The sequence below is a fragment of the Pseudoalteromonas sp. SG41-2 genome (assembly GCF_014164535.1).
GTDB lineage: Bacteria > Pseudomonadota > Gammaproteobacteria > Enterobacterales > Alteromonadaceae > Pseudoalteromonas > Pseudoalteromonas rhizosphaerae.
In genome coordinates this window covers 110,970-124,925 of sequence record NZ_JACJFK010000005.1, presented here as the reverse complement: position 1 = coordinate 124,925, position 13,956 = coordinate 110,970, and the positions used below count along the sequence as shown (strand labels likewise).

At 42.3% G+C, this 13,956-nt stretch carries 10 protein-coding genes; 6 read left to right on the top strand and 4 right to left on the bottom strand.

Going from position 1 to position 13,956, the window contains the following annotated elements; all coding sequences use genetic code 11:
* Positions 1-122 precede the first annotated feature (122 nt).
* Positions 123-2,618, top strand: a complete 2,496-nt coding sequence (locus tag H5186_RS05650) for a penicillin-binding protein 1A (RefSeq protein ID WP_182740293.1) — start codon at positions 123-125, stop codon at positions 2,616-2,618.
* Between the two features lie 81 nt (positions 2,619-2,699).
* On the opposite strand, the gene metL is transcribed toward H5186_RS05650, so the two are convergent.
* The gene (metL, locus tag H5186_RS05645; protein WP_182794229.1) at positions 2,700-5,045 is read right to left on the bottom strand and encodes a bifunctional aspartate kinase/homoserine dehydrogenase II; all 2,346 of its coding nucleotides are present in this window, start codon (positions 5,043-5,045) and stop codon (positions 2,700-2,702) included.
* 6 nt (positions 5,046-5,051) lie between these two features.
* Positions 5,052-6,314, bottom strand: coding sequence for a cystathionine gamma-synthase (gene metB / locus H5186_RS05640; RefSeq protein WP_182760697.1), 1,263 nt, complete (start codon positions 6,312-6,314; stop codon positions 5,052-5,054).
* A gap of 235 nt (positions 6,315-6,549) precedes the next feature.
* Here metB and metJ point away from each other — a divergent pair, with 235 nt between their 5' ends.
* Positions 6,550-6,870 (top strand): met regulon transcriptional regulator MetJ, encoded by a 321-nt coding sequence (gene metJ, locus H5186_RS05635; protein ID WP_016709540.1) that lies wholly within the window; start codon positions 6,550-6,552, stop codon positions 6,868-6,870.
* A 109-nt stretch (positions 6,871-6,979) separates the two neighbouring features.
* Here metJ and H5186_RS05630 read toward each other — a convergent pair whose 3' ends face one another.
* Both H5186_RS05630 and rpmE read right to left on the bottom strand, forming a co-directional pair.
* Positions 6,980-8,221: a malic enzyme-like NAD(P)-binding protein gene (locus H5186_RS05630; RefSeq protein WP_145238508.1), complete on the bottom strand. Its 1,242-nt coding sequence runs from the start codon at positions 8,219-8,221 to the stop codon at positions 6,980-6,982.
* A 563-nt stretch (positions 8,222-8,784) separates the two neighbouring features.
* Positions 8,785-8,997 (bottom strand): 50S ribosomal protein L31, encoded by a 213-nt coding sequence (gene rpmE, locus H5186_RS05625; RefSeq protein ID WP_145238505.1) that lies wholly within the window; start codon positions 8,995-8,997, stop codon positions 8,785-8,787.
* A 233-nt stretch (positions 8,998-9,230) separates the two neighbouring features.
* Between rpmE and priA the strand changes: the two genes are divergently transcribed.
* From priA to hslU, 4 genes are all read left to right on the top strand, one after another.
* Positions 9,231-11,417 (top strand): primosomal protein N', encoded by a 2,187-nt coding sequence (priA, locus tag H5186_RS05620; protein WP_182717693.1) that lies wholly within the window; start codon positions 9,231-9,233, stop codon positions 11,415-11,417.
* A gap of 21 nt (positions 11,418-11,438) precedes the next feature.
* Positions 11,439-11,969, top strand: coding sequence for an SPOR domain-containing protein (locus H5186_RS05615; RefSeq protein WP_149982624.1), 531 nt, complete (start codon positions 11,439-11,441; stop codon positions 11,967-11,969).
* Between the two features lie 80 nt (positions 11,970-12,049).
* Entirely contained in the window at positions 12,050-12,568 is a 519-nt protein-coding gene (gene hslV, locus H5186_RS05610) for an ATP-dependent protease subunit HslV (protein ID WP_145238496.1), read from the top strand.
* An 11-nt stretch (positions 12,569-12,579) separates the two neighbouring features.
* A complete protein-coding gene (hslU, locus tag H5186_RS05605; RefSeq protein ID WP_182717691.1) occupies positions 12,580-13,908 on the top strand; it encodes an HslU--HslV peptidase ATPase subunit in 1,329 nt (442 codons plus the stop codon).
* Positions 13,909-13,956 lie beyond the last annotated feature (48 nt).

Genomic DNA, 13,956 nt, shown 5'->3' with positions numbered 1-13,956 from the left:
TGGCCTTTGTTTTAAGAATAAACAAGTTATAATTTTTATATGAAAAAATACTATTCATTTTTTAATCAATATATACTAGCAGTCTCCGATTCTAATTGGGAGTCCATTTAGGGAAAATATAAGTGATTTTATTGAAACGAACTTTACAATTTTTTATCATCTGCGCGTTTTTAGGGCTCATTACCTTAGTAAGCCTTTATTATTACGTTAAATCTGATATCCCCAGTGTGCAAGTTTTAAAAGACGTGCAATTACAAACTCCTATGCAAGTCTTTTCGAAAGATGGTTTGTTAATCAACCAGTTCGGTGAAAAACGTCGCATTCCAGTGACTATAGAAGAGATCCCACAACCACTCATAAATGCTATTTTAGCTACTGAAGATAACCGCTTTTATGACCATATAGGTATAGATCCTATAGGTATTTTACGTTCAGCGCTCGTATTAATTTCAACTGGTGAGAAAAAACAAGGCGCAAGTACTATAACAATGCAGTTAGCTCGTAACTTCTTCTTAACACGTGAAAAGGCCTATATCCGTAAAGTAAAAGAGATCTTCATTGCGTTACACATTGAGAACTTACTTACCAAGGATGAAATACTCGCTTTATACCTAAATAAAATAGAGTTAGGTAATCGTGCTTTTGGTATCGGAGCCGCTGCACAAGTCTATTATGGAAAGCAACTAAACGAGTTAACTTTAGCGCAAATGGCAATGATTGCAGGCTTACCAAAAGCGCCGTCAGCTTTAAATCCGATCAGAAACCCAGTTCGCGCCAAGGCACGCCGTAATGTGGTACTCAGACGTATGCTCGATGAAGGTTATATCTCTCAAGCAGACTACAACCAAAGCTCTCAAGAACCAATTACGGCAAAATTTCATGGTGCCGAAATAGACTTATATGCGCCTTATATATCTGAAATGGTGCGTGCAGAAATGGTCGCTCGTTATGGCTACGAAAAAGCCTATAATACCGGCTTTAAAGTTTACACCAGTGTTGAATCTGACGTACAAGCCGCAGCGCAAAAAGCACTCGTTAATAATCTCCATGCATACGATATGCGCCATGGCTATCGTGGCCCAGAGCAGCAACTGTGGGATTTTGAAACGCAACCAGCCCTAAGTTCTAGTGAAATTTTAGCAAAGCTAAAACCGGTAAAAGAAATTGCCCCGTTATTAACAGCAGCAGTTTTGTCTGTAGCAGATCAAACGGCAACAGTGTTATTAAAAAGTGGTGAGCAAGCCACTCTAGACTGGGATAATCTCAAATGGGCACGCAAATACATTACCCGTTACCGTCAAGGTTTTCCTCCAAAAACCGCTACCGACATACTCAATCCAGGGGAGCAAATTTGGCTACGTAAAAATGACGATGGTAGTTATCTACTCAGCCAATTGCCTGAAGCGTCAAGTGCATTAGTATCGCTGGATCCGAATGATGGTCGCATTAAAGCGATTGTTGGTGGCTATAGCTTTGAACAAAGCCAATATAACCGAGCCGTGCAAGCAAAACGTCAGGTAGGTTCTAACATTAAGCCGTTTATTTATTCAGCGGCGCTGAATAATGGTTATACCTTAGCGTCTATTTTAAATGATGCACCAATCAATCAATGGGACAAGAGCCTAGGGGTCGCATGGCGACCAAAAAACAGCCCTGCGATATATAACGGCCCAATCCGTATTCGTCGTGCTTTAGCACAATCGAAAAACGTTATTTCGGTGCGCTTACTACGCGGGGTAGGCTTGCAGCGCACAGCTGATCACCTATTAAAATTTGGCTTTCAAAATAATGATATCAATCGCAGTGAATCGCTAGCTTTAGGTAGTGCGTCAATTACTCCTTTAGAGCTTGCCCGTGGCATGAGCACATTTGCCAATGGCGGTCATTTGATCACCCCTTATTTCATTAATGAGATTCAAGACTCTGCAGGTAATGTGTTATTTAAAACAGAACCACTATTAGCGTGTGATCCCGTTACTCCTCCGCTAACAACGACTCAATTTGAGTCTACTTCTGGGTTAAATACCAGCCAAGCAGCAAATCATTGTGCGCCGCGCATCATATCTAAACAAAACGCGTTTTTGATAGCTGATGCGATGAATAGCGCAATTTGGGGAGGCGGTAGTTGGGCTCATAAAACGGGTTGGAGTGGCACAGGTTGGCGTGCTCAGGTATTAGAACGTCGCGATCTTTCCGGTAAAACGGGTACTACTAATGACTCTGTCGATACTTGGTTTAGCGGCTTTAACCGTAATGTTATGACCTCGGTCTGGGTTGGATTTGATAATCCAGGTAACCCGCTTGGTCGCTCGACGTATAATAACAACATGGATAATACCCAGATCTCTGGTGCAGAATCTGGTGCTAAAACAGCTCAACCAGCATGGATTGACTTTATGCGAGTAGCACTCAAAGATAAGCCAGAAGCACCAATCGAGCCACCTGAAGGATTAGTGTCGGTACGAATCGATCTAGCAACGGGACTCTTGAGTCAAAAGAACGATTACACTAGTCGCTTTGAATACTTTGAAAAAGGCACCTCGCCCACTAAGTATGTGATGCAGCATGTAGAAAACGTGTTTGAAGAAGAGACTAAAACAGAAGAAGAGCTGTTTTAATATTACTCTATCGCGATATAAAATCGCTGCTACATAAAAAAAGCGCCAATCGGCGCTTTTTTTATTTTACAAACTCAGAGCTCATTTTAAGTTTTGTATTAACCAATATAAATCAGAATGCACGCCTGCTGCGGTAACTTCTTTGCCTGCACCAGGACCTTGGATCACCAACGCATTATCGCTATACCACTGACTGTTGATAACAAAGATATTATCACCTGGAGTTAAGTTAGCTAAGGCATCACCCTGTGTTGCATAAGCCAAACCGACTTTAGCGGTTACTTTGCCATCAGCAATTGTTAACGCACCGGTATAACGCAGTACTTTGTTTTCTTTGCCAGCTAACTGTGCTTTTTCAGCAATAAAGTCATCAAGCAACTGCTTATTAGCTAAAAAAGACTGCCAATCACCTTGCGCTAGTTGCTCTGGCATCAACGGTGTTAAGCCAATCTCATCAAGCTCTAAGGTGAGCCCTAATTCACGAGCTAAAATTAATAGCTTACGCTGCATATCACGCCCTGATAAATCTTCCCGTGGATCAGGCTCGGTGTAACCCATTTGCTGCGCTTGCAACACTAAATCGGAAAACGCCACACTGCCATCATAACTGCTACACAACCACGATAAAGTGCCTGAGAACACGCCTTCAATATGGGTAATACTGTCGCCACTGTTTTGTAAATCAGCTAACGCAAAATTAATTGGTAAACCCGCACCAACACTGGTGTTATAACGCCATAATAAGTTACGTTCAGCTAAATTACGGCGTAAATTTTGATACCAGTCATTATTTGCAGTGCCCGCATATTTATTAGCACTGATCAGGTGACAATCTAAATTTACAAACGCCGGGTAAAGCTTACTAAACGCTTCACTAGCAGTAATATCAATCAGCACTTTGTGTTCGTAATCGAGTTCGCTGATACGTGTCAGTAAATCAGCTTCTTGGTAATCTATTGCTTCGTTTTGCCACTGTGACTGCCATTGCTCAAGCACGATACCACTTGGGCTGAACAACATAGAGCGCGAGCGTAATAAACCAACCAGCTTAACGCTGAAGTGTTGCTGCAAACGATTAAGCTGCTGACTTAGTTGCTCAATAAATACTTCACCAACATTACCAAGGCCAGCAACAATAATGGCAAGCTCTTGGCCTTTGTTAATCAGCTTATCATGCAATAAGGTCAATACATCACTATCAATAGATTGATCCGTTAGTAGTAATATGTAGTCTGCGTCTTGATGGCTAAAGCGCGGCACTAAACTTTGCTCACTAAGCACTTGCGTTGCTTGTTCAAATAATTGCGCTACATCATTTCGTGGCGCCACAACAGCGCAACCATGTAAGTTCGACTCAATAATATTAGCGCGCCCTTGCAAATGACTCACCACCTGATGAGTCGCTGCTGCAGGCACTAGTAAGTAGGTATCGCCGTTTTTAATAAAATGATGCAAGCTGTGTTGAATAAGCTGACTTAATTCGCCAATTTCACCGCCACGCAGCTGATCAATGCGCAGTAAATCAATATTTTCTAAGGTAGTGATAAAACGCTTAGCTTTGCTGTAACCTTCTTTGACAATTTCTGTCGCGCTAGCTTCGCTGTCGTAACTACTGCGAACGACTAATTTGATATCAGTATTTTTTAATGGCGAGAGAGTTTTAGCATGTAACACTGGGTTGCCCAAACGCGCCAGTAAGTTTGCTTGGCCACGACATACTTTAGAATACTTAATCGCTTTTTTTACTTTACGAGGGTCGGTACTAAACACCCCTTGGGTATCAGTCCAAATTGATACCTGACTAGCATGACAATAACTGCTTAACAAAGTCGCGCTGTAATCACTGCCATTGCGCCCCAAAGTAACGGTATTTGCTTGGCAATCAGCGGCTATAAAACCGGTAACAATATTAATGCAATTGGCTGAAATTAACTCGGCACAGGCTTGTTGATTTTTTTGATGTAATAATTGCCCATCATTAAGGGTAAACAATTGACGAGCATCAACATCTTGAGCTGCAACATTTAACTGTTTTAAATAGCTAGCCAATAATCGTGCCGACCAAACTTCACCGTGAGCAAGCAATGCGGCTTCCTGTAAGCTTTGCTGTTGAGTTTGCTGTGCAATTAAGGCTAGCTCTTGTTCTAATACGTTTAATGCCGTATGTCGCGCTGCTGGACTCAATAACTGCTCGATCAAAGTACGTTGATGATTATCAAGCTGCAATAAAATATCACTCACTGCCTGTTGATCACCTTGCTGGTAACTATGCCATAACGTAACTAACGTATTGGTAGTTTTACCGGCTGCGGATACCACCACACAATCACCGGCTTCCGTATGGGCTAGAATAATATTTGCTACGGCCTGATAACGCTCTGCAGAACTAAGGCTAGAACCACCAAATTTATGAACTATATTTACCATTTTTTATTACCACAAAGCCGTATGTGCAGGAGTCAGTTTAAATGAGTTTGATTGCTCATCATCTTGTTGTTGAACAGAGGAAGCGATTACTTTTGCGCCGTGCTGAGCTTGACCTGGTTTCACTTTATTGAATACACGATCTAAGTCAGCGATTAAATCTTTTACATCTTCAATGCCCACCGAAATACGGATCAGGGTATCACCTACTCCCGCAGCAAGACGAGCAGTTGCCTCCATACCTGCGTGGGTCATAGTTGCAGGGTGACAAATCAAACTCTCAACCCCACCTAATGACTCAGCTAAGCTAAATTCTTCTAAGCTGGTCAAAAATTCTGCAGCATCATTAATATCACCTTTGATATCAAAGCTTACCATGCCACCAAAACCACGTTGCTGCTGTTTAGCGAGTTCATGCTGTGGATGAGATACTAATCCAGGGTAATATACTTGGCTTACATAAGGGGAGTTTTCTAGATATTGGGCAATAATAAAGGCATTTTCTTGATGCTGACGTAAACGAACATTCAAAGTACGTAAACCACGTAACGTTAAGTAGCTATCAAACGGGGCACCGGTAATGCCAATGTTATTAGCCCACCAAGCAAGCTCATCACCCAACTCTTGGGTAGCGGCGATCACCGCACCACCAACAACATCTGAGTGACCGTTAATATATTTAGTGGTCGAATGCACCACAATATCAACACCAAACTCAATTGGGTTTTGCAAAGCAGGTGATAAAAATGTGTTATCGGCACCAACCAACGCACCGCACTGCTTAGCAATCGTGGTGATCGCTTTAATATCGGTTAACCGTAAGATAGGATTACTCGGTGTTTCAATCCAAATTAGCTTTGGTTTTATCTCAAGAATTTTTTGATGATTTTCAGATTTAGTTAAATCTAAAACCACTAACTTTAATAAGCCACGCTTTTCAAGTGAGGTGAATAAGCGGTAACTACCGCCATAGCAATCATGTGGGATCACTAAGGTATCGTCACTGTTTAGCAGCTGAGTAGCTAAATGCACCGCAGCCATGCCCGTTGCAGTGATAATCCCCTTAGCGCCACCTTCAAGCTTAGCGAGCGTTTCAGCGAGTAAATCACGGTTTGGGTTGCCGCTACGGCCATAATCATATTGGCGCTTTTTATCAAAATCAGCAAATGAGTAGGTGGTCGATAAATGAATGGGAGGCACAACCGCGCCGTGATGTTTATCTGCATCAATACCATTGCGTACTGCAATGGTTGCTTTATTCTTTTGACTCATACCGTCACCTACAATTAAATGGATGTTTAGACGTCTAAAAGGTTAGAGGATCAAATTTAATAAGTCAAAGCATTTATGCGGTTTTAGCCGCAAGATTAGAAGTAAAAACATTTAAGCCTCTAGATGGCTAAAAAACAAGTATTTGACTATCTTTTTTAACACGATAGAATTTCGCCATCTTTGCGCTGCAAAAGGTCGCGCAAACAATTAACAACCTGAGGCAACGATACATCCTATGGCTAAATGGAATGGTGAATATATTCACCCATACGCAGAACACGGGAAAAAATCAGAACAAGTTAAAAAGATCACCGTTTCGATCCCGCTAAATGTATTAAAAGTTTTGACTGATGAGCGCACTCGTCGTCAAATTAATAATCTTCGCCATGCAACAAATAGCGAATTACTTTGTGAAGCATTTTTACACGCATTTACTGGCCAACCACTGCCAAACGATGAAGATTTACGTAAAGATAATCCAGAGAAAGTGCCTGAAGAAGTGAAAAAAATCATGCTTGAAATGGGTCTCGAAGTACCTGTACTCAACGAAGATTAAGTTATCATTTGTATATATTCCTGCTTCAGGAATTGGCTACAAAAAAACCTCAGTAACGTAAGTTGCTGAGGTTTTTATTATTGTGCCATTACCAATTGCAGCGAAGCAGCTACTCCATGTAGTTTTCCGGCATATCAATTTGTGCAACACCAGAATCAATTGCCGCTTGCGCTACTGCTTTGGCAATGCGCGGTAATAGACGCGGATCCATCGGTTTTGGAATAATATACTGCGCACCAAATTCAAGTGTCTCAACACCCGCCGCTTTTAATACTTCCGCTGGTACTGGTTCTTTAGCAATGCTACGAATAGCGTCAACCGCAGCAATTTTCATTTCATCATTAATTTTGCTTGCACGCACATCTAGCGCACCACGGAAAATAAATGGGAAACACAGCACGTTGTTAACTTGGTTTGGATAATCTGAACGACCCGTTGCCATGATTAAATCATCGCGAGCACCATGAGCAAGCACTGGTGAGATTTCTGGATCTGGGTTTGAACAGGCAAACACTACAGGTCGATCAGCCATTAACTTAAGATCGTCAGGAGAAAGTAAATTCGGGCCAGATACACCAACAAATACATCGGCATCAGCAATAACATCTTGCAGTGTGCGCTTATCTGTATTGTTAGCGAATAACTGTTTGTACTCGTTTAAATCATCACGACGAGTATGAATAACGCCTTTACGATCTAACATGTAAATATGTTCACGCAATGCACCACACTTGATCAGTAGCTCCATACACGCAACCGCTGCGGCACCGGCTCCTAAACAAACGATAATCGCATCTTCGATTTCTTTGCCTTGTACTTCAAGTGCGTTGATCATACCAGCAGCCGTTACAATCGCGGTACCGTGTTGATCGTCGTGGAACACTGGAATGCTACAACGCTCGATCAATGCTTTTTCTATTTCAAAACACTCTGGCGCTTTAATGTCTTCTAAGTTAATACCGCCAAACGTATCAGCGATGTTAGCAACTGTATTGATGAAATCTTCGGTGGTATTGTGTTTCACCTCAATATCTATCGAATCTAGACCCGCAAAGCGTTTAAATAATAACGCTTTACCTTCCATAACCGGTTTTGAAGCCAATGGACCTAAGTTACCTAAACCTAAAATAGCGGTGCCGTTAGTAATAACCGCAACCATATTGCCTTTACCGGTGTATTTGTAGGCATTAGCGGGATCAGCAGCTATTTCACGTACCGGTTCTGCAACACCGGGGCTGTATGCGAGTGCAAGATCCTGTACGGTTTCAGCTGGCTTTGTAAGCTCAACGCTAATTTTTCCTGGAACGGGGTGCGAATGGTAATGTAAAGCTTGTTCACGAAAGTCTGACATAACGCGATTTTATCCTGCAAGTAAGTTAAGTTGAAAGTGAGAGTAAGCAGTTCTTATATCTTATAGGGAACGATACCTATATTATAATTAAATTCAAGCAATATCAGGTCTATCCTGTTATATGCTATATCCGTTAATTTTATGCGTTTTGTCAGCATTTTTTGCAAAAAAGCTTCAATTTTCGGCTATAAAAACGCCACAAAGCATCAAAAAACCCATCTTAAAATGCTCATTATGCAACGCTTTAAAGCAAAAATAATGACCTATGACTAAAAACCATCAAAGTAAGACGTTAACAACATTTAACCGCAAAAGACCTAACTTTACCGACAAAAACGTTTAATTTATCGCTTTAACGAGAATGACAATATAGTCAACAAATCACTATTTGTCTGTTATTTACTCGCTATACTGGATATAAAAGTGGGAAATAGTCACAACATAATGAATGCGTAAAGCTGGAGCACTAGAGCAAGAAATAAAGACTAAAAGGCGGTGTTTTTAATAAATAGCAGGCATAAAAAAAGCACCCTAAGGTGCTTTTTCCGACAAAACAACAAGAATTACTTGCTGCTAAGTGAACCGAAACGCTTGTTAAAGCGATCAACACGGCCACCTGTGTCTAAAACTTTTTGCTTACCAGTGTAAAACGGGTGACACGCAGAACATACGTCTAAGTGAATGTCTTTACACAGAGTAGAACGAGTTTCGAATTTATTTCCACATGAACATGATGCTGAAATTACTTCGTACTTAGGGTGAATACCTTCTTTCATAGAAACCTCTAGTTAAGGCCGCATCGCTCTCCAAACCCGGAGTCTGGCACCATACGTCGTTAAAACAAATTATTTAGGACGCGTATTCTAAGCAACAACCCCACTTGCTACAAGCTTTAAATGTCGTTTTTGCTAATAAAATGAACAAAAGTTTTAAAGAAGGTATTTGCAGGTAGGTTTTCAGCCATAATTTTAGTACATTAACTCCCTTATTCGTTCTTGTTTGGGTTGTTATGAGTTTTGTTGAAGTTGCTATAAAAGTACCGTTGCATCGCACCTTTGATTATCGCATTCCAGAGCAACTAGATGGTTTATCGGTGATGCCTAAAGTCGGTGCGCGGGTATGGGTGCCATTTGGTAATCAGCGCAAAGTTGCGGTCGTACTGGCGCTAAAAACCAACACCGATGTGCCGGTTAATAAACTTAAAGCAGTGCTTGAAGTGATTGATGATGAAGCTGTTTTATCAGAGCGACATATCGAATTATTGCGTTTTACTGCGCGCTATTATTGCTACCCACTAGGTGAAACAATTCATATCGCCCTGCCTGGCGCGCTGCGTCAAGGACTGTGCCCAGATAAAAGCAGTATTAGTATGGTGGCACTAACTGCAAAAGGCGCTAAATTACCGTCTTTAAAAGCAAAGAGCCAACTAAGCTTACTCAAACAACTGGCAGATTCGGGTAAATCATCACTTACAGAATTAAAAGCGCTGGGGTTTAGTAAAAAAACTATCGACAGCTTACTTAACAAAGAGCTGATCAGCCAAACGATTGAACACGACAACCAATGGCAACAACAACTTCCCACCGTAGGCACTAAGCCGACTCTAAATAAAGAGCAAGCAGTAGCCTGTACCACCATTAATCAAGCGGTCGGTTTCAATAGCTTTTTACTAGAAGGTGTTACTGGCAGTGGTAAAACCGAGGTTTACTTACAATGCCTTGAAGAGGTTTTAAAACGCGGTGAACAAGCACTCGTACTAGTGCCTGAAATTGGCCTTACGCCACAAACGGTTAATCGATTTCGTCGTCGCTTTCCTGATACGCCGATTATGCTGTGGCATTCAGCACTGACCGATAACGAACGCTTACAAACTTGGCGCTTTTGTGAAAAAGCCAGTTGCGCAATTGTGATTGGTACACGTTCGAGTATCTTTTTACCATTTTTAAAGCTTGGTATGATCATTGTTGATGAAGAACATGACGGTTCATTTAAACAACAAGATACCTTACGTTACCATGCCCGTGATTTAGCCGCATACCGCGCTTTTCAACATAAAATACCGCTGATCTTAGGCTCAGCAACCCCGGCGCTCGAAACCTTGCATAAGGCAATTCATAATAAATACCAACTGCTGAGCCTAACGCAACGTGCGCAAACCAGTACCGACAATAAATTTCAGCTGATTGATATGAAAGGCCAGCCGGATCAAGCTGGTATAGCCCATGCCAGTCTTGCCACTATGCGTCAGCATTTAAAACGAGGCAAACAAGTGATGGTATTTCTAAACCGTCGCGGTTTTTCGCCTACCCTGATTTGCCATGAATGTGGTTGGTTAAGTGAGTGCACACGTTGCAGCACCAGTGCGACTTTTCACAAGGCCATCGGCCAGATGATTTGCCATCACTGCGGTGAGCAAGAACGCGTGCCGCATCAGTGTCCAGACTGTGGTAGTACACAAATATTTCCTAACGGCAAAGGCACCGAACAAATAGAAGAGTTTTTAACAACCGAGTTTCCTGATACCCCGATTAGCCGGATTGATCGCGACTCAACGCGTCGTAAAGGCAGTTTAGAAAAAGCCCTAGACGATATAAACCAAGGCGGTGCAAGGATTTTAGTTGGCACCCAAATGCTTGCCAAAGGTCATCACTTTGCTGATGTGAGCTTAGTATTGATCCTTGATGTCGACGGCGGCTTGTACTCGTGCGACTTTCGCGCCACAGAGCATTTAGCACAATTGGTTACTCAGGTGGCTGGCCGTGCTGGGCGCAGTGGCGAACCAGGTCATGTATTATTGCAAACTCACTTTCCCGAACATCCTTTATTACAAGATTTAGTCAATAATGGTTATCAAGATTTCGCCCGTTTTGCACTGCAAGAGCGCGATGACGCACAGCTACCACCAATAACTAATATGGCGATTGTCCGCGCTGAAGGTCACAACATAAAGCAAGTGGTCGATTTTTTAACAGATTTAGTTCCAGTCCAAGGTCTAACTGGTATACAATTGCTAGGTCCGATCCCTGCACCGCTCGAGCGAATTGCGGGGAAATATCGCTTTCAATTGCATATTCAAGCGCTCGAACGCCCTCTATTACACCAATATCTCGCGCAAATGGTAGACTACTTAAGTACCAGTAAATTAGCGCAAAAGGTGCGATGGAGCTTAGATGTAGATCCAATAGATATGATTTAAGGTTAGAAGCCCAATACCACCATGGCACAACACGATTTTATTAATAAAAAACCGGGCAACCGTAATAGTAAAAAAACAGCGCCACCGAAAAAACCATTCCCCGTATTATTAGTACTGGTTACCGTACTACTTGTTGGCGGTTTTAGTTTTGGTTTATGGTATGTCAAAACCAATGCAGATCCAAAGCTGGTTGAACAACAAGCAAACCCAACACCTGCAAAAGTGCAACAAGAGTTGCCTAAACCACGCCCTCCTGAATTCATAAAAGAAATCAAAGAGCATGAAATTCAAGTTGAAGTAAGAGAGCTTGAACAAAAAGGCCCTTATGTAATGCAATGCGGCTCATTCAGAACCCATGGCCAAGCAGAAACCTTAAAAGCTAAAATTGCATTTGCCGGATTAATCGCCGAAATTCGTGAAACAACCGGCACTAACGGTGTCTGGTATAAAGTGCGTTTAGGTCCTTATAAAACCAAACGTTTAGCCGAAAGTGATAAAAACAAACTAAAGCGTAGCAAAATAACTGGTTGCGGAATTTGGAATTGGACTTGATTTTAGCCCATTAACCCATATTAACTCATCATCAATCGCTTTTAACGAGTCGCCCCTGCGACTCGATGATGAGGAATAACATGACCACTATTGTAAGTGTACGTCGCGGCGATAAAGTCGTCATTGGTGGCGATGGCCAAGTTTCACTTGGTAACACCGTAATGAAGGGCAACGCCCGCAAAGTTCGACGCCTTTATAATGGCAAAGTGATCGCCGGTTTTGCTGGCGGCACTGCTGATGCCTTCACCCTGTTCGAACGTTTTGAAAGCAAGCTTGAAATGCACCAAGGCAATCTAACCAAAGCCGCAGTTGAAATGGCTAAAGATTGGCGTAGCGATCGCGCCTTGCGCAAACTCGAAGCATTACTTGCTGTTGCCGACTCCACAGCCTCACTGATAATTACTGGTAACGGTGATGTTGTGCAGCCTGAAAATGATTTAATTGCCATTGGTAGTGGTGGTAACTTTGCCCAATCAGCTGCAACTGCCCTACTTGAAAACACCGATTTAAGCGCCCGCGAAATTGTTGAAAAAAGCCTGACAATTGCCGGCAATATTTGTGTATTCACAAATAACTTTCAAACCATCGAAGAATTGTAATAGGAACTGCTATGTCTGATATGACTCCCAGAGAAATCGTTCATGAACTTGACCTGCATATAATTGGTCAAGCAAAAGCAAAAAAAGCAGTGGCTATTGCCCTTCGTAATCGCTGGCGCCGCATGCAACTAGATGAAGATCTTCGCGCTGAAGTAACGCCGAAGAATATCCTGATGATCGGTCCAACCGGTGTTGGTAAAACTGAAATTGCCCGTCGTTTAGCAAAACTTGCCAACGCGCCTTTCATTAAAGTCGAAGCGACTAAGTTCACTGAAGTGGGCTATGTTGGTAAAGAGGTTGAAACCATCATTCGCGACTTGGTTGATGTATCAATCAAAATGACCCGTGAACAACAAACTAAAAAATTCAAACATCGCGCAGAAGAAGCTGCCGAAGAACGTATTTTAGATGCACTACTGACTCCTGCTAAAGATTCGTCTGGTGAAAGCCAACGCGATGAAGGATCTTCAACGCGTCAGATCTTCCGTAAAAAATTACGCGAAGGTCAATTAGACGATAAAGAAATTGATATTGATTTAGCCCAAGCACAACCAAATGTTGAGATCATGGCACCACCTGGTATGGAAGAAATGACCAACCAGCTGCAAGGCATGTTCCAAAATATGGCGGGTGACAAGCGCACTAAACGCAAACTTAAAATTAAAGAAGCGTTTAAATTATTGGTTGAAGAAGAAGCCTCTAAATTAGTAAACCCTGAAGAGCTAAAAGAGCAAGCAATCTTCGCAGCCGAACAAAACGGTATTGTGTTTATCGACGAGATAGACAAAATCTGTAAACGCGGTGAATCATCAGGTCCAGATGTAAGCCGTGAAGGCGTACAGCGTGACTTACTGCCACTGATTGAGGGCTCAACCGTGAGCACTAAGCATGGCATGGTGAAAACTGACCATATGTTGTTTATTGCCTCTGGCGCATTCCAAATGGCAAAACCATCTGACATGATCCCAGAACTACAAGGTCGCTTACCTATTCGTGTAGAGCTTGAAGCATTAACCGCTGACGACTTTAAACGTATTTTAACCGAACCACATGCCTCGCTGACCGAGCAACAACATGCACTACTTAAAACAGAGCAAGTAAGTGTAGAGTTTAGCGATGACGCCATCGAGCGCATTGCCAAAGCGGCATGGCAAGTTAATGAAAAAACCGAAAACATTGGTGCACGTCGCCTACATACGGTAATGGAAAAACTGATGGAAGAAATTTCCTATGATGCATCAGAGCAAGCTGGCACCAGTTTAGTCATTGATGCCGCCTATGTTGAGAAGCATTTAGGTGCACTGGTGGAAGATGAAGACCTAAGTCGCTTTATTCTTTAATTTTAAAACTAGAACTTAGGGCCCAGGCTCTAAGTTCTTGGTTCTAGG

Excerpts from the sequence above, each read along its gene's own strand:
- hslU (WP_182717691.1), top strand. The coding sequence starts at position 12,580 with ATGTCTGATATGACTCCCAGAGAAATCGTTCATGAACTTGACCTGCAT.
- hslV (WP_145238496.1), top strand. The coding sequence starts at position 12,050 with ATGACCACTATTGTAAGTGTACGTCGCGGCGATAAAGTCGTCATTGGT.
- metL (WP_182794229.1), bottom strand. The coding sequence starts at position 5,045 with ATGGTAAATATAGTTCATAAATTTGGTGGTTCTAGCCTTAGTTCTGCA.
- priA (WP_182717693.1), top strand. The coding sequence starts at position 9,231 with ATGAGTTTTGTTGAAGTTGCTATAAAAGTACCGTTGCATCGCACCTTT.
- rpmE (WP_145238505.1), bottom strand. The coding sequence starts at position 8,997 with ATGAAAGAAGGTATTCACCCTAAGTACGAAGTAATTTCAGCATCATGT.
- metB (WP_182760697.1), bottom strand. The coding sequence starts at position 6,314 with ATGAGTCAAAAGAATAAAGCAACCATTGCAGTACGCAATGGTATTGAT.
- H5186_RS05615 (WP_149982624.1), top strand. The coding sequence starts at position 11,439 with ATGGCACAACACGATTTTATTAATAAAAAACCGGGCAACCGTAATAGT.
- metJ (WP_016709540.1), top strand. The coding sequence starts at position 6,550 with ATGGCTAAATGGAATGGTGAATATATTCACCCATACGCAGAACACGGG.
- H5186_RS05630 (WP_145238508.1), bottom strand. The coding sequence starts at position 8,221 with ATGTCAGACTTTCGTGAACAAGCTTTACATTACCATTCGCACCCCGTT.